4 protein-coding genes are annotated in these 26,096 nt (G+C 65.6%); 2 read left to right on the top strand and 2 right to left on the bottom strand.

Annotated elements, in window-relative coordinates:
- Window positions 1-502: 502 nt before the first annotated feature.
- Together REH59_RS04065 and hmpA are read right to left on the bottom strand one after the other, a co-directional pair.
- Entirely contained in the window at window positions 503-1,009 is a 507-nt protein-coding gene (locus REH59_RS04065) for a disulfide bond formation protein B (protein ID WP_003248609.1), read from the bottom strand.
- Window positions 1,010-1,465: 456 nt separating this feature from the next.
- Window positions 1,466-2,644, bottom strand: a complete 1,179-nt coding sequence (gene hmpA / locus REH59_RS04060) for an NO-inducible flavohemoprotein (protein WP_012051223.1) — start codon at window positions 2,642-2,644, stop codon at window positions 1,466-1,468.
- A 154-nt stretch (window positions 2,645-2,798) separates the two neighbouring features.
- Between hmpA and norR the strand changes: the two genes are divergently transcribed.
- Together norR and REH59_RS04050 are read left to right on the top strand one after the other, a co-directional pair.
- Entirely contained in the window at window positions 2,799-4,355 is a 1,557-nt protein-coding gene (gene norR, locus REH59_RS04055; protein ID WP_014861449.1) for a nitric oxide reductase transcriptional regulator NorR, read from the top strand.
- Window positions 4,356-4,545: 190 nt separating this feature from the next.
- On the top strand, window positions 4,546-26,049 hold the full coding sequence (locus REH59_RS04050) for a BapA/Bap/LapF family large adhesin (protein WP_320450387.1): 21,504 nt from the start codon (window positions 4,546-4,548) through the stop codon (window positions 26,047-26,049).
- Window positions 26,050-26,096 lie beyond the last annotated feature (47 nt).

The following is a 26,096-nucleotide window of genomic DNA, read 5'->3' as shown; positions in this document are numbered from 1 at the left end:
TCGTCCTGCCAAGTGAGGCATTTCGCGCCCGTACTCGCTCCTGCCTGGGGTCCGACTGCAGGACCTTGGCTTCAAGCGGGTTAGCGGTGCTTATGGTTTCGTAGGCAACAGGCCTGTACTTCAGACCAAGTCCATTTGGTGCGGGAAAACGCGGAGGGGTGTCCGCCCGGTATCGCCGTTGGGCGAAACTTGACGAAGTCAGCAAAAAGGAGCGCTGGGGCTTCCTTCAATCCTGCGACTCGCAAGCAGTGCCGAACGGAAATTGGGGGCGATTGTAGATAGGTCGCCAACCCTTGACTATGACTTATTGAGCAACAGTCTTTTACAGAATCCGTAACAATGCTGCTCAATAATTCAACTTCGCGACAGTTTGTCGCACCCCGCTTGCTAGGCCTCAAAGCCGCATTCTGCAAGGCCTGTGGGTTGATCTGGATCAAGCGGTGCGCAACTTTTCCCTCTTCTCATTCGGTGCAAAAGACCCCATGCAATTCGGGACTTTTGTCTAAGCCTGGCGTCGATTGCGGTAGATACCGAGCGGGACGAGGACGGCGGTCAGCACGAACGCCACAAGTGCCCATTGCGCCAGCGACAGGCCGAGGATCGGCGGATACGGCGTGCTGCAGAAGCCGTCGACCTGAAACGCCAGTGGCCACAGCTTTGCCAGTGGCAGGTCATCCACGATCGGCTGCAGGGTATCGATACCGCAACTGACCATGGGGTTGGCGAGTATATACACATGGTTGCCAGCCGCAACGATTCCGCCAATTGCACTGAGCACCACCAATGCCTCGAAGAAGGTCAGGCTGCGGCGCCCAGGCATCGCCGCAGCGATGAAGGCAAACACGGCAATGAACAGCAACGCATAACGCTGCAGGATGCACAACGGGCAAGGTGCCTCGCCTAGCACCACCTGCATGTAGAGGGCGCCGCCGATCAGTGAAAGGCAGATCAGCCCCAACAGCACCAGAAAGCGCCGTTCCCGATTCAGGCGCGATGTTTGTTCGTTCATTGCCGGTTCCTTCGATGGATAGTGGCAGCGTGGTCCGCCTGCCTGGGCGCAAGTCTACACGCTGGGCATGGCCTGTGAGCATGCCGAGGGAGCGTCGCGGAAGCACTGCGCAGGGCTATCCAGTGTGACTGAGACCGGCCGCAACGACGTCGGTTCAACGCCGGGCGGCAAAAAAACGGCTGCCCAGGTGCCGCGCAGGGGCAAGCCCCTCGACACCCGGGAGTGAAGGATACCGTGATTAAAGGATGATTAAGGATGAAAGCGCAGCGCCCGGTTTCATCTTTCCTTTATATATAGGCAGAACGGTGTGCTGCAGCGGGGGGACGAGTACTTTATAAGCCTGTACCGGCCCCTTCGCGGGTAAACCCGCTCCTACAGAGACGGCACCACATTCAAGACCGGTGCAATACCTGTGGGAGCGGGCGTGCCCGCGAAGAGGCCGGCACAGGCGCTATATCACTCCAGCGCTGCCGCCGGCCCGAAGAACTCGTAGCGGCTCTGCTGCTCCGGCACCCCCAGGCCCTTCAGCTGGCGTTTGACCGCCGCCATGAAGCCCTTGGGCCCGAGGAAGTAGGCGTCCACGTCACGCTCCTGCGGCAGCCACTCGGCAAGCAGGTCTTCACTGAGCAAGCCCACGGCGTCGGCCGCTGCGCCACCTTCCGGCTCGGCATAGCAGTAAAAGCGCTTGAGCTGTGGATGGCGCGCCGCCAGGCCATCGATCCAGTCCCGGAAGGCATGCACCGCGCCATTACGCGCACAGTGGATGAAATGCACCTCGCGCCGGGTTTGCAGTGCTGCCTGCAGCATCGCCAGGGTCGGGGTAATGCCCACCCCTCCGCTGATCAGCACCAGCGGCTTGTCGCTGGCTGCCAGGGTGAAGTCACCCGCAGGCGGGAACAGTTTCAGGGTATCGCCCACCACCAGCTCATCGTGCAGGTAGTTGGAGACCTTGCCGCCCGCCTCGCGCTTGACGCTAATGCGGTATTCCTTGCCGTCGCACAGCGCCGACAGGGAATAGTTGCGGCGCTGCTCGGCACCGTCAATGTCAAGTTTCAGACCGATGTACTGGCCAGGCTCTGCCTTGAGCACCGGCATGCCATCCACCGGGGCGAAGTAGAACGAAACGATCTCGCTGCTTTCCTGCTCGCGGCGTACCAGGCGGAATTCACGGGTACCGCGCCAGCCACCCTCGGCCTCTTCCTTCTCTTTATAGAGGTTTTCTTCAGCGCCAATCAGAATGTCGGCCAGCTGGCCATAGGCCGCGCCCCACGCGTCGATCACCGCAGGGGTGGCAATGTCCTTGCCCAGCACTTCCTCGATGGCGCGCAGCAGGCAGCTTCCGACAATCGGGTAGTGCTCCGGCAGAATCTGCAGGGCAACATGCTTGTTGATGATCTGCCCGACCAGGCCGCCCAGTTGCTCCAGCTGGTCGATATGGCGGGCATACATCAACACGCCGTTAGCCAGCGCACGCGGCTGATCGCCACTGGCCTGGTGGGCCTGGTTGAACAGCGGCCGTACCTCGGGGTATTCGCTGAGCATCATCTTGTAGAAGTGGGTGGTCAGCGCTTCGCCGCCGCTTTCCAGCAGAGGTACAGTGGCCTTGATGATTGCACGTTGTTCGGCATTGAGCATTGCAACAACTCCTGAGCCTGTGGCTTCAAATGACTGCCCCTGCCATTACAGCAATCGTGCCAACTTTTATCGCCAGTAAAATCAGGGGTTTGATGCAGGTCATGTCAAAACGACCCACCTCTGCGTATAGTCATATCGACCCATAGGAGTCCATATGACTACACAGCCACTGCTCACCACCCTCCTGCCCCTGGTCAGCGACCTGTCCCGCGATTTGCCCGACCAGGAACGCTACCGCCGCCTGTTGCAAGCCATGCGTGGCCTGCTGCCGTGCGATGCTGCAGCACTGCTGCGACTGGATGGTGAATGGCTGGTGCCGCTGGCAGTGGATGGCCTTAGCCCCGACACCCTCGGCCGGCGCTTTCGGGTCAGCGAGCACCCGCGTTTCCAGATACTGCTCAGCCGCCCGGAACCCACCCGATTCGCCAGCGATTCCGAACTGCCCGACCCCTACGATGGTTTGGTCAATGCCCCCGATGCCGACCTTGAAGTGCACGACTGCATGGGCTGCCCGTTGATGGTCGATGAGCGCCCATGGGGCCTGGTCACCCTCGACGCCCTCACCCCCGGGCAGTTCCAGAGCCTGGAGCTGGATGCCCTGCAGGCCTTTGCCAGCCTGGCTGCCGCCACCGTTACCGTGGCCGAGCGTATCGAGCACCTGGCCCTGCGCGCCGAAGACGAACACCATCGCGCCGAGCTCTACCGTCAGGCCAGCGGCCAGGATAGAGAGCTGATTGGCCAGAGCCCCGCGCACAAACGCCTGGTGGAGGAAATTCGTCTGGTCGGCAGCAGCGACCTGACCGTGCTGATCACCGGCGAAACCGGGGTTGGCAAGGAGCTGGTGGCCCAGGCCCTGCACCAGGCCAGTAACCGCGCCGACAAGCCGCTGGTCAGCCTCAACTGCGCCGCCCTGCCCGACACCTTGGTGGAAAGCGAACTGTTCGGTCATGTGCGCGGCGCCTTCACCGGCGCGCATGGCGAGCGCCGCGGCAAGTTCGAACTGGCCAACGGCGGCACGCTGTTCCTCGACGAAGTGGGTGAACTGCCGCTGACGGTGCAGGCGAAACTGCTACGCGTGCTGCAAAGCGGCCAGTTGCAGCGCCTGGGTTCGGACCGCGAGCACCGGGTGGACGTGCGCCTGATCGCCGCTACCAACCGCGACCTCGCTGCCGAGGTGCGTACGGGCAACTTTCGCGCCGACTTCTATCACCGCCTCAGCGTTTACCCGCTGCACGTGCCACCTTTGCGCGAACGTGGGCGAGACGTGCTGCTATTGGCGGGCTACTTCCTCGAACAGAACCGTTCACGGCTGGGCCTGAACAGCCTGCGCCTGAGCCATGAGGCCCAAGCCGCGTTGATCGCCTACGACTGGCCAGGCAACGTGCGCGAACTGGAACACCTGATCGGCCGCTCGGCACTCAAGGCGCTGGGCCAGCACCCTGATCGGCCACGTATCCTCACCCTCGAAGCCATCGACCTGGACCTGCGTGTGTCGGCAACCACGCCAGGCACGCTGCCCTCCCCTGCTGCACCGCTGCAAGTGGTCACCACGCCTGAAGGCGGCTTGCGTGAAGCCGTCGATATTTACCAGCGACAGGTGATCGAAGCCTGCCTGCAGCGGCATCAGGACAACTGGGCAGCAGCGGCCCGCGAACTCGGTCTGGACCGCGCAAACCTGAGCCGTTTGGCCCGCAGGCTAGGGCTTCGCTGAGGCTTTTCTACCAAAGGATTAACCCAGAAAGCCATCTGGTTGCTTCCCCACCGGCTGCTATATCTCCCTAACCACCCGTTTGTCGACTGCCTGGTCGAGGCTGTGCGTAAGACCCCTGAAAGGGCTCTGTTACGTCGGTTGTGGCCCGAACACTCGGGCCGGGGGATCCGGATATCAGCAGGGAGCATCCATGGACAACATCGTCGTCGCCGATAAGCAATCCGAAGTCGCCACTCAGAGCGCCTGGGGCAATATCAATCTAAACGCACCAAGCGTCGTGCAGGTACCGGTTTCTCCAGACAAAGTGGCCACGGTCACCCAGCGCGGGCAGGACCTGATCGTCACCCTGAAATCGGGGGAAAAGATCACCATCGGTAACTTCTTCGCCGTGGACCAGGCCGGGGTCGGCAGCGATATGGTCTTCGTCGGCGAAGACGGCACCCTGTGGCATGCCCAGTACGATGCGGCAGCGTTCACCGGTTTCACCTTCGAAGAAGTGGCCTCGCTGGACGAACTGGTCGCAGGCATCGGTACTGCAGGCAGTGCCATGCCAACTTGGGCGATTGCCGGGCTCAGCCTGCTGGGCGTGGGCGGCGCAGCAGCAGCGGCGGACAATGGAGGCGGGGGCAGCAGCGGCGGTTCCGACCCCGACACCAGCGCACCGGCCACACCGATCGACCTGCTGGTTTCGCCGGATGGCTTGCGTCTGACCGGCCGTGGCGAAGCAGGCACCACGGTGAACATCCGCGACGCCGCCGGCAACCTGATCGGCAGCGGCACAGTGGGTGCCGACGGCAACTTCAACGTGACGTTGAATGCACCGCAGATCAACAGCGAAAACCTTGATGTCACCCTGACCGACGCCGCCGGCAATGTCTCGGCGCCTGGCACTGTCACTGCGCCGGACGCAACTGCACCACTGGCGCCGACCGACCTGGCTATCGATGAGCAGGGTAACACCCTCACCGGTCGTGCCGAGCCCGGCTCGACGGTTTCCGTGCGAGGCGCTGGTGGCGTATTGCTGGGCACTGCGGTGGCCGGTGCGGACGGCCAGTTCAGCATCACTCTGCAACCGCCACAAATCGACGGCCAGGCCCTGGAGATCAGCGCCGCAGACGCGGCTGGCAATATCTCGCCAGTTGCCAGCATCACGGCGCCGGACGTCGACACCCCAGATACCACAGCCCCTGAACAACCGACCGACCTGGCCTTGGCCGATGGCGTCACTTTCACCGGACGCGGTGAGCCTGGTGCTACCGTGCAGGTGCGCGATGCTGCCGGCAACCTGATTGGCACCGGTGTCGTCGGTGCCGATGGCCTGTTCAGCCTCACCCTGTCGCCTGCCCAGACCAATGGTGAAGCACTCGACGTGCGTCTGGTGGATGCCGCCGGCAACAGCTCTGCCCCATTGCAATTCGATGCGCCGGACATCACACCGCCTGACGCAGTAACCAATATTACAGTTGGTGCTGACGGCCTGGCCCTGAGCGGTCGCGGCGAGCCAGGTGCCACTGTCGAAGTGCGCGATGCCAATGGCACTGTGATCGGCACGGGTGTCGTGGGTGCCAACGGCACCTTCCTGATCGACCTCGCCCCAGCCGCACAGCCGGGCGAGCAGTTGAGCCTGGTGCAGACCGACCCAAGCGGTAATGCTTCAGTGGCTACCGAGTACGATGTACCACTGACCACCGCGCCCGACAGCCCGAGCAATCTGGCCATCAATGCTGATGGCACCACCCTCACCGGTACCGCACCTGCCGGCACCCGTGTGGAAGTGCATGATGCCAACGGCACGTTGATTGGCAGTGCCATTGCCAGCGCCGATGGCAGCTTCAGCATCGAACTGAATCCCGCACAAGCCAACGGCGAACTGCTGGACGTGGTGGCCATCGATGACGGCGGCGTTTCCTCGCTGCCCGCACAGATCACCGCACCGGATGTCACCGCCCCTGCCGCACCGACCGAACTGGCCGTGAGCGCGGACGGCAGCGTTATCACCGGCCGCGCCGAGCCGGGCAGCACCGTGCGCATCGTGGCTGCCGACGGCACCGAACTGGGCACTGCCGTGGTCGGCCCGACCGGCGTGTTCAGCCTCAACCTCAACCCGCCACAAGTTGACGGCGAAGTGCTGCAGGCCACCGCGACCGATGCCGCTGGCAACACATCGCCAAGCAGCGCAGTCACCGCACCGGATATCGACGGGATCGATACCACGCCACCCGCAGCCCCGACTGACTTGGTAATCGGTCTTGCCGGTAGCCAGCTCAGCGGTCGAGGCGAAGCCGGCTCTACCGTGCAGGTACGTGACGCGGCAGGCAACATCCTCGCGACTGGCACCGTCGCTGCAGATGGCACCTTCGTCATCGCCCTGGACCCTGCCGTGAACGACGGCAGCACCTTGCAAGTCACCCTCACCGACGCAGCCGGCAACGTATCCCAACCGGGCTCGGTCACCTCGGCCGACTTGCTGCCGCCCGCGCAACCGACTGACCTAGCCTTGGCCGATGGCGTCACCTTCACCGGTCGCGGCGAGCCCGGCGCTACCGTGCAAGTGCGCGATGCTGCCGGCAACCTGATTGGCACCGGTGTCGTCGGTGCCGACGGCCTGTTCAGCCTCACCCTGTCGCCTGCCCAGACAAATGGTGAAGCACTCGACGTGCGTCTGGTGGATGCCGCCGGCAACAGTTCGATACCGCTGGAGTTCACAGCCCCGGATATCACACCGCCCGAGGCGGTCACCGACATCCTGGTCGGCCCAGGTGGCACGGCACTGAGCGGTCGCGGCGAACCGGGTGCCACTGTCGAAGTGCGCGATGCCAATGGCACCGTGATCGGCACGGGTGTGGTCGGTGCCAACGGCACCTTCCTGATCGACCTCGCCCCAGCCGCGCAGCCGGGCGAGCAGTTGAGCCTGGTGCAGACCGACCCAAGCGGTAATGCTTCGGTGGCTACCGAGTACGACGTACCACTGACCACCGCGCCCGACAGCCCGAGCAATCTGGCCATCAATGCTGATGGCACCACCCTCACCGGTACCGCACCTGCCGGCACCCGTGTGGAAGTGCATGATGCCAACGGCACGTTGATTGGCAGTGCCATTGCCAGCGCCGATGGCAGCTTCAGCATCGAACTGAATCCCGCACAAGCCAACGGCGAACTGCTGGACGTGGTGGCCATCGATGACGGCGGCGTTTCCTCGCTGCCCGCACAGATCACCGCACCGGATGTCACCGCCCCTGCCGCACCGACCGAACTGGCCGTGAGCGCGGACGGCAGCGTTATCACCGGCCGCGCCGAGCCGGGCAGCACCGTGCGCATCGTGGCTGCCGACGGCACCGAACTGGGCACTGCCGTGGTCGGCCCGACCGGCGTGTTCAGCCTCAACCTCAACCCGCCACAAGTTGACGGCGAAGTGCTGCAGGCCACCGCGACCGATGCCGCTGGCAACACATCGCCAAGCAGCGCAGTCACCGCACCGGATATCGACGGGATCGATACCACGCCACCCGCAGCCCCGACTGACTTGGTAATCGGTCTTGCCGGTAGCCAGCTCAGCGGTCGAGGCGAAGCCGGCTCTACCGTGCAGGTACGTGACGCGGCAGGCAACATCCTCGCGACTGGCACCGTCGCTGCAGATGGCACCTTCGTCATCGCCCTGGACCCTGCCGTGAACGACGGCAGCACCTTGCAAGTCACCCTCACCGACGCTGCCGGCAACGTATCCCAACCGGGCTCGGTCACCTCGGCCGACTTGCTGCCGCCCGCGCAACCGACTGACCTGGCCTTGGCCGATGGCGTCACCTTCACCGGTCGCGGCGAGCCCGGCGCTACCGTGCAAGTGCGCGATGCTGCCGGCAACCTGATTGGCACCGGTGTCGTCGGTGCCGACGGCCTGTTCAGCCTCACCCTGTCGCCTGCCCAGACAAATGGTGAAGCACTCGACGTGCGTCTGGTGGATGCCGCCGGCAACAGTTCGATACCGCTGGAGTTCACAGCCCCGGATATCACACCGCCCGAGGCGGTCACCGACATTCTGGTCGGCCCAGGTGGCACGGCCCTGAGCGGTCGCGGCGAACCGGGTGCCACTGTCGAAGTGCGTGATGCCAATGGCACCGTGATCGGCACGGGTGTCGTGGGTGCCAACGGCACCTTCCTGATTGACCTGAATCCGGCCGCTCAGCCAGGCGAGCAGTTGAGCCTGGTGCAGACCGACCCAAGCGGTAATGCTTCGGTGGCTACCGAGTACGACGTACCACTGACCACCGCGCCCGACAGCCCGAGCAATCTGGCCATCAATGCTGATGGCACCACCCTCACCGGTACCGCACCTGCCGGCACCCGTGTGGAAGTGCATGATGCCAACGGCACGTTGATTGGCAGTGCCATTGCCAGCGCCGATGGCAGCTTCAGCATCGAACTGAATCCCGCACAAGCCAACGGCGAACTGCTGGACGTGGTGGCCATCGATGACGGCGGCGTTTCCTCGCTGCCCGCACAGATCACCGCACCGGATGTCACCGCCCCTGCCGCACCGACCGAACTGGCCGTGAGCGCGGACGGCAGCGTTATCACCGGCCGCGCCGAGCCGGGCAGCACCGTGCGCATCGTGGCTGCCGACGGCACCGAACTGGGCACTGCCGTGGTCGGCCCGACCGGCGTGTTCAGCCTCAACCTCAACCCGCCACAAGTTGACGGCGAAGTGCTGCAGGCCACCGCGACCGATGCCGCTGGCAACACATCGCCAAGCAGCGCAGTCACCGCACCGGATATCGACGGGATCGATACCACGCCACCCGCAGCCCCGACTGACTTGGTAATCGGTCTTGCCGGTAGCCAGCTCAGCGGTCGAGGCGAAGCCGGCTCCACCGTGCAGGTACGTGACGCGGCAGGCAACATCCTCGCGACCGGCACTGTCGCTGCAGATGGCACCTTCACCGTCACCCTGGACCCTGCCGTGAACGACGGCAGCACCTTGCAAGTCACCCTCACCGATGCCGCCGGCAACGTATCCCAACCGGGCTCGGTCACCTCGGCCGACTTGCTGCCGCCTGCACAACCGACTGACCTGGCCTTGGCCGATGGCGTCACCTTCACCGGTCGCGGCGAGCCCGGCGCTACCGTGCAAGTGCGCGATGCTGCCGGCAACCTGATTGGCACCGGTGTCGTCGGTGCCGACGGCCTGTTCAGCCTCACCCTGTCGCCTGCCCAGACAAATGGTGAAGCACTCGACGTACGTCTGGTGGATGCCGCCGGCAACAGTTCGATACCGCTGGAGTTCACAGCCCCGGATATCACACCGCCCGAGGCGGTCACCGACATTCTGGTCGGCCCAGGTGGCACGGCCCTGAGCGGTCGCGGCGAACCGGGTGCCACTGTCGAAGTGCGTGATGCCAATGGCACCGTGATCGGCACGAGTGTGGTCGGTGCCAACGGCACCTTCCTGATCGACCTCGCCCCAGCCGCGCAGCCGGGCGAGCAGTTGACCCTGGTGCAGACCGACCCAAGCGGCAACGCTTCCTCGGCACTGCAATTCGAAGTCCCGGTCACCACTGCGCCTGCCAGCCCCAGCGACCTGGTATTCGCCGAAGACGGCAGCAGCATCAGCGGTATCGCACCTGCCGGCACCCGTGTGGAAGTGCATGACGCCAACGGCACGCTGATTGGCACTGTGGTGGCGGGCCCCGACGGCAGCTTCACCGTCACCCTCGACCCGCCCCAGGCCAATGGCGAACTGCTGGACGTGGTCGCCATCGATGACGGCGGCGTTTCCTCGCTGCCCGCACAGATAACCGCGCCCGACATCACCGCCCCTGCCGCACCGACCGAACTGGCCGTGAGCGCGGACGGCAGCGTTGTCACCGGCCGTGCCGAACCGGGCAGCACCGTGCGCATCGTGGCTGCCGACGGTAGCGAACTGGGCACTGCCTTGGTCGGCCCGACCGGCGTGTTCAGCCTCAACCTCAATCCGCCACAAGTTGACGGCGAAGTGCTGCAGGCCACGGCGACCGATGCCGCTGGCAATACTTCCGTTGCCAGCTCGGTCACCGCCCCAGACATCGATGGCGGCGACACCACCCCGCCTGAAGCCCCGACCAATCTGGTGATCGGCCTTGCCGGCAGCCAGCTCAGTGGTCGAGGCGAAGTGGGCACCACCGTGCAGGTGCGTGACGCGGCCGGCAACATCCTCGCGACCGGCACCGTCGCTGCAGATGGCACCTTCACCGTCACCCTGGACCCTGCCGTGAACGACGGCAGCACCTTGCAAGTCACCCTCACCGACGCCGCTGGCAACGTATCCCAACCGGGCTCGGTCACCTCGGCTGACTTGGTGCCGCCCGCACAACCAACTGACCTGGCCTTGGCCGATGGCGTCACCTTCACTGGTCGCGGCGAGCCCGGTGCCACCGTGCAGGTGCGCGATGCCGGCGGTACTGTCATCGGTACTGGTGTCGTAGGTGCCGACGGCCTGTTCAGCCTCACCCTGTCGCCGGCCCAAGCCAACGGCGAAGCACTCGACGTGCGCTTGGTGGATGCCGCCGGCAACGTCTCGGCGCCACTGCAATTCGATGCGCCGGACATCACCCCACCTGAGGCAGTAACCAATATTACAGTTGGTGCTGACGGCCTGGCCCTGAGCGGTCGCGGCGAACCCGGTGCTACTGTGGAAGTGCGTGATGCCAGTGACACCGTGATCGGCACGGGTGTCGTGGGTGCCAACGGCACCTTCCTGATCGACCTTGCCCCAGCCGCACAGCCGGGCGAGCAGTTGAGCCTGGTACAGACCGACCCAAGCGGCAATGCTTCGGTGGCTACCGAGTACGACGTACCACTGACCACCGCGCCCGACAGCCCGAGCAATCTGGCCATCGATGCTGATGGCACCACCCTCACCGGTACCGCACCTGCCGGCACCCGTGTGGAAGTGCATGACGCCAACGGCACGCTGATTGGCACTGTGGTGGCGGGCCCCGACGGTAGCTTCACCGTCACCCTCGACCCGGCCCAGGCCAACGGCGAACTGCTGGACGTGGTCGCCATTGATGACAGCGGCGTTTCCTCGCTGCCCGCACAGATCACCGCACCCGACATCACCGCCCCTGCCGCACCAACCGAACTGGCCGTGAGCGCGGACGGCAGCGTTATCACCGGCCGTGCCGAACCGGGCAGCACCGTGCGCATCGTGGCTGCCGACGGCACCGAACTGGGCACTGCCGTGGTCGGCCCGACCGGCGTGTTCAGCCTCAACCTCAATCCGCCACAAGTTGACGGCGAAGTGCTGCAGGCCACCGCAACCGATGCGGCTGGCAACACTTCCGTTGCCAACTCGGTCACCGCGCCGGACATTGATGGCGGCGATACCACCCCGCCTGAAACACCGACCAATCTGGTGATCGGCGTTGCCGGTAGCCAGCTCAGCGGTCGAGGCGAAGCCGGCACTGCCGTGCAGGTGCGTGACGCGGCAGGCAACATCCTCGCGACCGGCACCGTCGCCGCGGATGGCACCTTCACCGTCACCCTGGATCCTGCCGTGAACGACGGCAGCACCTTGCAAGTCACCCTCACCGATGTCGCCGGCAACGTATCCCAGCCGGGCTCGGTCACCTCGGCTGACTTGCTGCCGCCCGCACAACCGACTGACCTGGCCTTGGCCGATGGCGTCACCTTCACCGGTCGCGGCGAGCCCGGCGCTACCGTGCAAGTGCGCGATGCTGCCGGCAACCTAATTGGCACCGGCGTCGTCGGTGCCGACGGCCTGTTCAGCCTCACCCTGTCGCCTGCCCAGACCAATGGTGAAGCACTCGACGTGCGTCTGGTGGATGCCGCCGGCAACAGCTCTGCCCCATTGCAATTCGATGCGCCGGACATCACACCGCCTGACGCAGTAACCAATATTACAGTTGGTGCTGACGGCCTAGCCCTAAGCGGTCGCGGCGAACCAGGTGCCACTGTCGAAGTGCGCGATGCCAATGGCACTGTGATCGGCACGGGTGTCGTGGGTGCCAACGGCACCTTCCTGATCGACCTTGCCCCAGCCGCACAGCCGGGCGAGCAGTTGAGCCTGGTACAGACCGACCCAAGCGGCAATGCTTCGGTGGCTACCGAGTACGACGTACCACTGACCACCGCGCCCGACAGCCCGAGCAATCTGGCCATCGATGCTGATGGCACCACCCTCACCGGTACCGCACCTGCCGGCACCCGTGTGGAAGTGCATGACGCCAACGGCACGCTGATTGGCACTGTGGTGGCGGGCCCCGACGGTAGCTTCACCGTCACCCTCGACCCGGCCCAGGCCAACGGCGAACTGCTGGACGTGGTCGCCATTGATGACAGCGGCGTTTCCTCGCTGCCCGCCCAAATCACCGCACCGGATATCACCGCCCCTGCCGCACTGACCGAACTGGTGATCAATGCCGACGGCAGCGTGGTCACCGGCCGTGCCGAACCGGGCAGCACCGTACGCGTGCTGGCCGCCGACGGCACCACTGTGCTGGGTAGCGTGGTAGTTGGCGCTACCGGTAGCTTCAGCATCACCCTCGACCCGCCACAGGTAGACGGCGAAGTGCTGCAAGTGACGGCCACCGATGCGGCAGGCAACGCCTCCACCGCCAGTAACCTTACCGCGCCGGACATCGATGGCGGCGACACAACGCCACCGCAGACCCCGACCAACCTGGTGATCAGTGCTGCCGGCAGCCAACTCAGCGGTCGTGGCGAAGCCGGTACCAGCGTTCAGGTGCGCGATGACGCAGGCACCGTGGTTGCCACGGGCACAGTCAATCCCGATGGTACCTTCGCCATCACCTTGAACCCGGCCATCACCGATGGCAGTACCCTGCAAGTGACCCTGACCGACACTGCCGGCAATGTCTCGCAACCCGGTTCGGTCGCCGCGCCAGACCTGCTGGCCCCAGCGCAGCCAACCGAGCTGGCCTTGGTTGATGGCGTGACCTTTACCGGCCGCGGCGAGCCCGGTGCCACCGTACAGGTGCGCAATGCCACCGGCAGCCTGATCGGCACTGGCTTGGTCAACGTAGACGGCACCTTCAGCGTCACGCTGTTCCCCGCCCAGGCCAATGGTGAGGCCCTGGACATTCGCGTGGTAGACGCCGCCGGCAACAGTTCAACGCCGCTGGCGTTCACTGCACCGGACGTCACGCCGCCAGCTGCCGTCAGCAACGTCGTGGTGGGCGCCGATGGCCTGGTGCTCAGTGGCCGTGGCGAGGCCGGTGCTACCGTACAGGTACGTGATGCCAACGGCTCTGTCATAGGCACCGCCACAGTCGGCGCCAACGGAACCTTCTTGGTCGACCTCACCCCAGCCGCGCAACCGGGCGAGCAATTGAGCCTGGTGCAGACCGATGCGAGCGGCAACGCCTCTGAAGCCCTGCAATATGAAGTCCCGGCAACCACGACCCCAGCCAGCCCAAGCGACCTGGTGGTGGCTGCGAACGGCGCCAGCATCACTGGTACAGCCCCGACGGGCAGCCGTGTGGAAGTACACGATGCCAACGGCACACTGGTCGGCAGTGTGGTGGTAGGTGCCGGTGGCACCTTCACCGTCATCCTCAACCCGGCCCAGGCCAACGGCGAACTGCTGGACGTGGTGGCCATCGATGGCACCGGCGCTTCGTCCCTGCCGGTGCAAATCGCTGCGCCAGACATCACCCCGCCGGTCACCCCGAGCGAGCTGGCGATCAGTGCCAACGGCAGCGAGGTCACCGGCCGCGCCGAAGTGGGCAGCACCGTGCGTGTGCTGGCCGCCGATGGCACCACCGTGCTGGGTAGTGTGGTGGTCGACGCCACTGGCAGTTTCAGCATCACCCTCGACCCGCCGCAAGTGAGTGGAGAGGTACTACAAGTCACCGCCACCGACGCCGCCGGCAACACCTCCACGGCCGGCGACATCACCGCGCCGGACATCGACGGTGGCGACACCACACCACCGGATGCCGCAACCAACTTGGTAGTCGGCCTGGCCGGCGCCCAGCTCAATGGCCGCGGCGAAGCCGGGGCCAGCGTGCAGGTGCGCGATGCCCAGGGCAATGTACTGGCCAACGGCTCGGTCAACCCGGACGGCACCTTCCAGATCACCCTTGACCCACCGGTGAAAGATGGCAGCAACCTGCAAGTGGTGCTGACCGATGCCAGCGGCAATGCTTCTGCCCCGGCGTCGGTGGTTACCCCGGACTTGCAGGCCCCGGCCCAACCGAGCGGCGTGGCCTTGGCCGACGGCGTGACCCTGAGCGGCAACGGCGAGCCAGGCGCGACCGTGCAGGTACGCGATGCCTTGGGCAACTTGCTCGGCACTGGCCTGGTCACTGAAACCGGCAGTTTCAGCATCACCCTGTCGCCGGCCCAGGCCAATGGCGAAATCCTCGACATCCGTCTGATCGATGCCGCCGGCAATGTCTCTTCACCCCTGCAGTTCGAGGCCCCGGACGTCACCGTGCCTGCCGTAGTCAGCAACATTGTCGTCGGCGCCGACGGCCTGACCTTGGGCGGTCGCGGCGAAGCCGGTGCTACCGTCGAGGTGCGCGATGCCAATGGCACGCTGATCGGTACCGGCACAGTGACCGCGAACGGTACTTTCCTGATCGACCTCGATCCGGCTGCACTGCCGGGTGAACGCCTGAGCCTGGTACAGACCGACCCGAGCGGCAACGCCTCTGAAGCGCTGACCTACGACGTGCCACTGGTGGTCACCCCGACCAGCCCGAGCGAACTGGTCGTCGCCGCCGATGGCAGCAGCATCAGCGGTTCTGCTCCTGCTGGTAGCCGCGTGGAAGTGCATGATGCCAACGGCACGCTGGTCGGTAGCATCGTGGTGGGTGCCGAGGGCACCTTCACCGTGGTGCTCACACCGGCCCAGGCCAATGGCGAATTACTGGACGTGGTGGCGATCGACAACAACGGCACCTCGTCGTTGCCGGTGCAGGTCGCCGCACCAGACATCACCGCGCCTGTGGCGCCAAGCGATCTGGCAATCAGTGGCGACGGTACCGTTGTCAGCGGCCGCGCCGAAGCAGGCAGCACCGTCCGTGTGCTGGCCGCCGATGGCACCACTGTACTGGGCAGTGTCGTGGTGGGGGCCAGCGGTGCCTTCAGCATCGGCCTCACCCCGCCACAAGTGGCAGGCGAGCAGTTGCAGGTGACGGCCACTGATGTCGCAGGCAACGCCTCCACGGCCGGCAGCGTCACCGCACCGATCGTGGACAACGGCGGCGATACCACACCGCCGGAGCCCGCTACCGAGCTGGCCATCAGTAACGATGGCCGCACAGTCTCCGGGCGCGGCGAAGCGGGCGCCACCGTGGAGGTGCGCAACGATCAGGGGCAAGTGCTGGTGAGCGGCACCGTTCAGCCCGATGGCAGCTTCAATGTGCAACTGCCAACCCCGGTGGTGGATGGCTCGTCCCTGCAAGTGACCCTGACCGATGCCGCCGGCAACGTCTCTACACCTAGCCCGCTGACGGCGCCCGACCAGGTAGCACCGCTGCAACCCACCGACCTGGTGCTGAGTAATGGTGACAGCCTGGTCGGTACTGCAGAAGGGGGCGCACGGATTGAGGTCAAAGATGCCTCGGGCAACCTGATCGGTAGCGTCATTGCCGAGCCGGATGGCAGCTTCAGCCTGACCCTCGACCCGCCCCAGGCCAATGGCGAAACCTTGTCCATCACCGTGACCGATGCGGCAGGCAATACCTCGGTGCCGCTGAGTTACGTGGCCCCGGACATTACCGCACCGGCGATCGTCACTGACGTGCTGGCAGGCGATGGCAGCCTGGCCGTGTCTGGCCGTGGTGAGCCAGGGGCCACAGTCGAAGTGCGTGATGCCCAAGGCGCAGTCATCGGTACTGGCACCGTGGCGCCAAATGGCACCTTCGTGATTGACCTGGAGGCACCGCTGGCCGCAGGTGAGAACCTCGTGCTGGTGCAGACCGATGCCGCTGGCAATACCTCGGCAGGGGTCAGCGTGACCGTTGCCGATACACCGCTGCCCGAAAGCCCGAGCGGCGTGGTGGTGGCCGGTGACGGCTCCAGTGTTTCCGGTACCGCACCGGCAGATACGCAGGTGCAAGTGCGTGACGCGCAGGGCAATGTCCTGGGCAGCACCCAGGCCGGCCCGGATGGCAGCTTCACCATCGGCCTGACCCCGGCACAGGCCAACGGGGAAGCACTGGATGTCGTCGCGGTCGACGAAGCTGGCAACAGTTCGCTGCCGACCCAGATCACCGCGCCCGATATCACCCCGCCCAATGAAGCCAGTGAACTGCAACTGAGTGCCGATGGCGGCCTGCTCACCGGTCGCGGCGAACCGGGCACCACCGTGCAGGTCATCAGCGCCGACGGCACTGTGCTGGGCAACGCCCAGGTCGGTGCCGACGGTGTGATCAGCGTGGTCCTGAACCCAGCGCAGACCGACGGCCAGGAACTGGACGTGGTCCTGCGCGACCCCGCTGGCAACACCTCGACCGCCAACATCGTCGCGCCCGATACCGACGGCCCGCTGCAACCCTCCGGGCTGGCCATCGATACTGCTGGCATTCACCTTACCGGCCAGGGTCAAAGCGGCTCCATCGTCACCGTGCGTGACGCCGACGGCAATGTGCTGGGCACTGCCACCGTGGGCGGCGACGGCCGTTTCGACGTCACCCTCAACGCGCCACAGCGCAATGGCGAAAGCCTGACCGTCGAAGCGACCGACAACCTGGGCAATAGCGCAGGGCCGGTGGACTTCACCGCCCCCGACTCTACCCCGCCGCAAGTGGTCACCAACCCGGCCATCGACGGCACCGGTACCACGATCACCGGCAACGGCGAACCGGGCGCCACCGTGACCGTGCGCGGGCCGGATGGCAGCGTGCTGGGCAGCACGGTGGTTGGCGCGGGTGGCGCTTTCGAAATCACCCTCGACACGCCGCAAACCAACGGCCAGGCACTGACCGTGGAGCAACGCGACGCGGCCGGCAACCTGTCGGCGGCAGTCGACGTGTCGGCACCGGATACCCAGGCACCCGATAGCCCCACCGGTCTGGTCCTGGCTGGCGACGGCAGCAGCCTGAGCGGCAGCGGCGAGCCGGGTGCGCAGGTGACCGTGACCGGCACTGGCGGCACAGTACTGGGCACCGCAACGGTCCAGCCCGATGGCTCCTTCCAGGTGGCCATCGACCCGCCACAGCTCAATGGCCAGACGCTGTCTGTCACTCAGGCGGACAACAGCGGCAACGGCTCGCCCGCTGGCACCGTGACCGCACCTGACTTCGAGGCACCGCTGCCGGCGCAAGGGCTGGGCCTTGATCCTACCGGCACACTGCTCAGCGGGCAGGGCGAGGCAGGCAGCACCGTAGAGGTACGTGATGCCGCAGGCAACCTGCTAGGCACCATCCCGGTGAATGCAGACGGTACGTTCGAAGTGGCACTCTCCCCGGCCCAGACCAACGGTGAAGTGCTGTCGGTGGTGCTGATCGATGGCGGCGGCAATGCCTCGCCGTCGGCCACGTTCACCGCTGACGACAGTACCGCGCCAGCTGCGCCTGCCGGCCTCACGATCACCCCGGGCGGCAGTGCCATCCAGGGTACCGGTGAAGCTGGCTCCACGGTGGAAGTGAAGCTTGCCGACGGCACGTTGGTAGGCACCGTCGTCGTGCCCGCAGGCGGCAGCTTCACGGTCCCACTATCGCCCGCCCAGTTGGACGGCCAGGCCCTGGATGTGACGCTGACCGATGCGGCCGGCAACATTTCGCAGCCCAGCCAGATCCTTGCGCCTGACATCACGCCACCGGCACTGCCCACCGACGTTGCAGTCAGCAGCGATGGCACGGCTGTGACCGGTAACGCACCTGGCGCCAGTTCGGTGACCGTGAGCGATGGGGCCGGCAATGTGATCACTGTTGCGGTCAACCCGGATGGCAGTTTCAGCGTGCCGCTGGATACACCGCAGAACAACGGCCAGACCGTAACCGTGGTAGTGACCGACGCAGCCGGCAACGACTCGGCGCCGGTCTCTGTCACCGCGCCGGACACGACCAACCCAGAACCGGCGACCGGGCTTACCGTAAGCCCGGATGGCAGCACGGTCGGCGGCACAGCCGAGCCTGGCAGCACAGTGGAAGTCCGCAACCCGGATGACACCGTGCGCGGCACTGTAACTGCAGGGCCGGACGGCACCTTCGTGATCCCGGTCGCCCCACCGCTGGCATCAGGTGAAACAGTCGATGTGGTGGTGATCGACCCTGCCGGTAACGAATCGCCTGAAATACCACTGGCTGGCCCGACCGGTACCGAAGTGGCCACGCCTTCAGCCCTTGCCATCAGCGCCGACGGTTTCCTGCTGACCGGCCAGGGTACGGTCGGCTCGCTGATTACCGTAACCTCCGGGGGCACCACGCTGGGCAGCGCCACGGTCGGCAGCGACGGTACCTTCCGTGTGTTCCTCCAGAACGCCCAGCTCAACGCCCAGATCTTGCAGGTCAGTGCCAAGGCTACCGTCGATGGCCAGCCTTCGGTGCCGGCCATTATCGTGGCCAATGACACCACGGCACCGGACGCGCCGACGCAGGTAAACCTCAACGCCACCGGCAGTACGCTGACCGGCCAAGGCGAGGTGGGCGCAACCGTGCGCGTGACAGACCTACAAGGCACCTTGCTGGGGACTGCAACCGTCGCGAGCAATGGCCTGTTCAGCGTCAGCTTCTCGCCGGCCGTGGCCAATGGGCAGAACCTGATCGTCACCCAGGCTGATGCTGCAGGTAACGTTTCGCTCGCGGCCACCCTGCAAGCGCCTGACCTGCAGGCACCGCTGGCGGCCACTAACCTCAGCCTCAATAGCGCAGCCACCGTGCTCAGCGGCCAGGGCGAAGCCGGTGCCAGCGTCACCGTGCGCGACGCCAGCGGCGCCATCCTGGCCACCGGCACCGTCAACCAGAGCGGCCTGTTCCAGATCACCCTGCCCAGCGCGCAGGTGACCGGTAGCCCGCTACAGGTCACCCTCAGTGATGCCGCGGGCAATGTGTCCGGCCCGGCCAGCCTGGCCACGCCAGACCACACGCCGCCAGCGGCCATCAGTAACCCGGTGTTGAGCCAAGACGGCCGGCAGCTTTCCGGCAGCGGTGAAGCGGGCGCCACGGTACAGGTACGCAACGCCGCCGGTGCCTTGCTCGGCTCCGCCACGGTGGGCGCTGACGGTCGCTTCACGGTGACATTCGACACGCCGCAAACCAACGGCCAGGTCATCGGCGTGACGCAAGTGGATGCCGCCAGCAACACCTCGCCGGCAATCAATGTGACAACCCCGGACCTGACCCCACCCGCGCCGCTGACCAACGTGGTGCTGAACAACAACGGCCTGACCCTGACCGGCCTGGGCGAAGCCGGTGCCACGGTCACCGTTCACGGCCAGGACGGCACCATCATCGGCACCGGCCTGGTAGCGGCCAATGGCAGCTTTACCCTCACCCTGAACAGCGCCCAGCTCAACGCCCAGCACCTGAGCGTTACGCAGACCGACGCGGGCAACAATACCTCCACCGCCGTGGCGGTCACCGCGCCAGACTTCACCCCGCCTACGGCACCGACAGCACTCGTGCTGTCCGGTACCGGGCTGCAACTGACCGGTAACGCCGAAGCCGGCAGCACCGTGACCGTGCGCGATGCCAGCGGCAACGTGCTGGGCACAGCGGTAGCCGGCAGCAACGGCACCTTCCAGGTCACCTTGAACAGTGCCCAGACCAATGGCCAGATGCTGCAGGTGACCGCCACCGACGCAGCCGGCAACGTGTCGCCGGCCGCACCTTACACTGCAGCCGACACCACGCCGCCGGCCGCCGTGACCAACCTGGCTGTCTCCGCCAATGGCGCCACCCTGACAGGCGATGGCGAAGCAGGCGCAACCGTGATCGTACGGGCGCCGGACGGTACCGTGCTGGGCAACGCTACAGTGGCCGCCGACGGTCACTTCAGCGTATCCCTGTCGCCGGCAGCGATCACAGGTGAAAGCCTGAGCGTGGTTCAGGCCGATGCCGCACAGAACGTCTCCCCTGCACAGAGCGTGACGGCGCCGGGTGCGCTGGCACCGGCCACACCGGACAACCTGATACTGGCCGCCGACGGCCTGTCAGTGACCGGCACCGCCGAGGCGGGCAGCACAATCAAGGTGTACGGCCCCAACGGCGTATTGCTGGGCAGCAGCCCGGTCGCCAACGACGGCACGTTCACTGTCAATCTCGGCAGTGCGCAGGCCAATGGCGAAGTGCTGCAGGTCAGCGCAACGGGCCCCGATGGCAGCGTATCGCTGCCCGCTACCCTACAGGCCCCGGACACCACGGCACCGCAACCCCTCACCGACCTGGCGTTGTCCAACGACGGCCTGGTACTCAGTGGCCGCGGTGAAGCAGGTGCCACCGTTACCGTGATTGGCGAAGGCGGTGTCGACCTGGGCACTGCCGTAGTCGATGCCAATGGCAACTTCAACGTCAACCTGAACACCGCGCAGATTAACGGCGAACAGCTCAGCGCCAGCCAGTCCGATGTGGCCGGCAACGAGTCCAACAGCGTCAGCCTGACAGCCCCTGACCGCGTCGCGCCGGATGCTGCCGGCAACCTGGCCTTCGCCGGGGGTGGCAGCTTGTTGAACGGTACCGGCGAAGCGGGTGCCGCCGTGCGTGTGCTCGCCGCCGATGGTTCGGTGCTGGGCAGCGCCACGGTGCGCGCCGACGGGACTTTCCAGGTCAGCCTCGCATCGCCCCAGGCCAACGGCCAACAGGTGCAGGTGGTACTGACCGATGCGGCCGGCAACCAGTCTGCTGCCAGCGCCATCACCGCACCCGATACCACACCGCCAACGGCACCCGGCGAACTGGCCGTTTCCGGTGATGGTGTCACCCTCACCGGCCGCGGCGAAGTGGGCGCGCGGGTGACCGTGACCAACCCGGCAGGCGAGGAAATTGGCAGCGCCACCGTCGATGCCAGTGGCCACTTCACCATCACGCTGAGCCCGGCACTGGGCAACGCCGAGCTGCTCAGCTTCACCCAGGCCGATGCGGCCGGCAACGTGTCGGCAGTGGCAACCCTGCAAACCCCCGACTTCACCCCGCCCGACCCGCTCACCCAAGTGGTGATCAACGCCGACGGCAGTGTGGTCAGCGGCCTGGGCGAGGCCGGCGCCACGGTAATCGTCAGTAACGCGGCCGGTACCGTACTGGGCACGGGTATCGTATTGGCTGATGGCAGCTTCAGCGTCGAACTGTCACCCGCACAAATCAACAACCAGACACTGTCGGTACTGCAGGCCGATCCCCCCGGCAACGTCAGCCTGCCGGTCAACGTGCAAGCGCCGGACCTCACGCCGCCAGCGGCAGCAACCGAGCTGCGGCTCAATGCGGCAGGTGACGAGCTGGGCGGTGTCGGCGAAGTGGGCGCCACCGTGCGCGTGTACGTCGGTATCACGCAGGTGGGTACCGGCACAGTGGGCGCCGACGGGACCTTCATCGTCGAGCTGGATGCAGCGCAGCTCGATGGCCAGGTGCTGCAGGTCACCCTGACCGATGCAGCTGGCAACATCTCGCCAATCAGTTCGGTCACGGCGGTGGACACCACACCACCGGCCGCCGTGGTCGCCATCATCAACGACAGCGGTACCCAGGTGATCGGTACTGCCGAAGCCGGCACCCGCGTCACGGTGGTCAACAACAACGGCGACCTGCTGGGCCAGGTAACGGTGGAGCCGGACGGCACCTTCGTCCTTGACCTGAACCGCCCGCAAATCAACGGCGAAACGCTGACCATCATCGCTCAGGACGCCACTGGCAACCCGTCGGTACCGCTGGCAGTGACTGCGCCAGACCTGACGCCACCGGTGCAGCCGACCGACCTGCTGCTCAACGCAGCCGGTACGTCGATGACGGGTACGGCAGAAGCCGGCAGCACCATCACGGTGCGCGGCCCGGGCAACAACATCGTGGGCACGGTGGAAGTGGGTGAGAACGGCCAGTTCACTGTGCCGATCAGCCCGGCACAGAACAACGGCCAGTTGCTGACGGTGGTGTCCACCGATGATGCCGGCAACGCTTCGGTGGCTGTCCCTTACCAGACCAACGACACCTCGCCACCCGACCTGGTGACCAACCTGGCGATCAACAACACCTTCAACGTGCTGACCGGCAAGGGCGAAGCCAATGCCACGGTTACCGTCAGCCTCGACGGAGACGTGATCGGTACCGGCGTGGTAGATGCCGCTGGCAACTTCCAGATAACGCTGGTGCCGGCGGCGGGCTCGCTCGCAACCCTGGAAGTGACACAGTCCGACGGCATCAATACGTCTGCGGTCGCGACCTACCTCACACCCTTGATCGCACCACCCGTGCCGCCCACCGACGTGACCTTGGGCAGCGACGGCCTGACCCTGACAGGCAGTGCACCCAGCGGTGTGGGCATTCGCGTGTACGACGCTGCAGGCAACCTGATCGGTACAGGGGTCGCAAGCCTGAACGGCTCCTTCACCCTGACGCTGGACGCAGCCCAGCTCAATGGCGAACACATTTCGGTGACAGCGGTGGCGCTGATAGGCGGCGAATCGCAGCCGACCTTCCTGCAAGCGGCCGACATCACGCCACCGACCAACCCGGTAGTGACCAGCCTGTCTGTCAATGGCCTGGTGCTGACCGGCACGGGTGAAGCCGGTGCCACGGTGACAGTGCGCGATGCCGGCAACAACGTGCTCGGCACGGCGGTGGTGAATGGCGGTGGCGTGTTCACCGTCAACCTGAACGCCGCGCAGCTCAACGGCCAGGTACTGGGCGTGAGCCAGGCTGACACTGCAGGCAATGTGTCCGGCAGCACAAGCTACACCGCCGCAGACCTGCAGCCACCTGCTGCCCCCACCAACGTCGCCATCAACGGCACCGGTACCGTGCTTACCGGTAGCGGTGAGGCGGGCGCTACCATTACCGTCCAAGGCCCGAACGGCCAGGTGGGTACCGGTGTGGTACAAGCCAACGGCACCTTCAGCATTACCTTGACCTCGCCACAGAACGACGGGCAACTGCTGGTGGTACGCCAGGCCGATGCTGCCGGCAACCTGTCCGCCAGCACCAGCCTGACTGCGCCGGACACCACCCCGCCAGCCGCCCCGCTGGCCACCATCAACGCCAACGGCACCTCGGTCAGTGGTGCTGGCCAGGTCGGCAGCACGGTCACCGTGCGCAACAGCGCCGGTACCGTACTGGGTACCGCAACGGTGGGCAGCAACGGCCTGTTCGTGGTCAGCCTGACTGCGGCGCAGATCGACAACCAGGCGCTCAGCGTCACCCTCACCGACAGCGCCGGTAACGTGTCCACAGGCACTGCACTGACCGCACCGGACCTGACCCCGCCTGCGGCTGCCGGCAACCTGCTGTTCAGTGCCGACGGCAGTACCCTCACCGGTACTGGCGAAGTGGGTGCCACCGTCACCGTACGCAGCGCCGGCGGTACCGTGCTGCAGACCGCGACGGTGCAGGCGGACGGCACCTTCACCGTGACCCTGAGCCCGCCTCAGGACAACGGCCAGATCCTTTCGGTGACCCTCAGCGACCCGCGCGGCAACGTGTCGGGCAACGTCAACGTCACTGCACCGGATGTGGATGCCAACGCGCCGGTCATCGCCAGCGAAAACCTGGCCACGGCCACGGTCAACCTGGCAGCGGTCAGCGCCACGAAGACCTACACCGACAGCTTCACCACGCTACTGTCGGGGTTCTCCAAGACCTACACCTGGACGGTGGCAGCAGGCACCACGGCTGACCCTACCCTCACACTGACCACCAACAGCGTGCTGGCATTGCTCAACAACACCAGCTTCACCCTGCAGGTGAAAGACGCCAGCGGCACCTGGGTGACCATCGCCACCGGTAACACTCAGGGCCTGCTCGACCTGATCGTGTTGCCAATCGGCTTGCAGGTGGACATCGGCGTGCTGCAAGCCGGTGATTACCGACTGACCGTGGGCAGTGGCGGCATCGGCCTGATCACCGAAGTGAGCACCACGCTGGACATCGTCTCCACCAGCCTGACCCAATTCACCGGCACCGGCATTGCCACCTCTGGCAACGTCATTACCGACGTGGGTACCGATGGCGCAGTGGATGCTCGTGGCCCGGACAGCGCCGCCGTGCTGCAAGTGCTCAAAGACGGCAGCTACGTCTCGGCCGGGACCGCCACGACGGTTCAGGGCCAGTACGGCACCCTGGTGATCCGTGCGGACGGCAGCTACACCTACACGCCGAACGGCAGCCCGAACAGTGTCGGCAAGGTGGATGTGTTCAGCTACCAACTGGTGCACCCTAACGGCCTGTCCGATGCCGCCAACCTGTACGTGCGCATCGACAGCCCGCAAGCCACGGAGGTCTGGAGCGACACCAACTACGGTGCACCGGCGACGGTGGTCGACGCAGTCAACGACGTTGGTACCAGCCAGGTCACCCTGGACAACCGCGTGGACTCCAGCAGCAGTACGCTGGGCTCGCTGAACCTGCCAGTGATCGGTACCCGCCAGGCCACCTACACCACCACGGTTGCCGCCAATACCACGGCCGACCTGCAGGTGGTGGTCAACTCCACCAACCTGTTGAGCCTGCTCAACGGCACCACCATCGAGCTGCTCAAGCTCAACCCGGCCACCGGCCAGTACGTGCTGGTGCAGTCGGTGCCAGGTGGTTCGCTGGTCAGCATACTGGGCGGCGGCGCCGGGTATACCTTCGAGAACCAGGGCGCCGGTACCTACCACGTACGTGTCACCGCCGGCGGGATCGGCTTGCTCAGCTCCATCACCACCAGCCTGAACACCACTACAACGTACCTGACCGAGTTCGTGGTCAGTGGCGCGACAGCCGCCACCGGCAACCTGCTGGCTGACGACAATGTCGGTTCGGCCTTGACCGTGCTGAGCGTGCTGACAGCGGCCAACACCTACACCATCCCGGGCTACAACGGGGTAAGCGTGGCCGGCACCTACGGCACGTTGCTGGTGCATGCCGACGGCAGCTACACCTACACCCTGAACGCAGGGCTCACCTCGGCGGTGGTGGGCCAGCACGACACCTTCACCTACCAGCTAAGCCACCCGAACGGCACTACCGACACCGCAACCCTCACCATCAACGTGGACAGCGCCGCCGGCCTCACCGCCACCACATCGCTGCTGGCCGATACCGGCGACGAGTCCGCGGCACTCGCCAGCCTGGCAGCGGCCACCGATGTGATCGCCGGCACTGACGGCAACGACCACCTCGATGGCAGCCAGGGTGGCCACATCACCCTGCAGGGTGGTGCGGGTGACGACACACTGGTGGTGGTCGACCAGAACTTCGCCAGCGTCGACGGTGGCTCGGGAACCGACACCCTGCTGTGGGGCGGCGGCGATGCCAGCATTGACCTGGGCAACCTGGCCGGGCGCGTACACGACATCGAAATCCTCGACCTCAACGACACCAGTTCGGTGGCGCTCACCCTCAACCTGGCGGATGTGGTGGCGATCACCGAAACCGGTACCGACACACTGATCATCAAGGGGGACGACAAAGACTCGGTTCACATGACGGACAACTGGACGCTGGTCGGGAACCAAACTGCCGACGGCATCGACTATAACCAGTACACGGCCCAGGAGGATCCAAGCCATCACCTGTGGGTACAGAACGGTATCCATGTGGTTTGAGGCCGCTGTAAACCCGTCGGGTGAATACCCGGCGGCATGGACGACCA

It is taken from the genome of Pseudomonas sp. BO3-4, from assembly GCF_034044115.1.
GTDB lineage: Bacteria > Pseudomonadota > Gammaproteobacteria > Pseudomonadales > Pseudomonadaceae > Aquipseudomonas > Aquipseudomonas alloputida.
The sequence above is the reverse complement of the archived record's forward strand: the minus strand, read 5'-3'. Positions and strand labels throughout refer to the sequence as shown.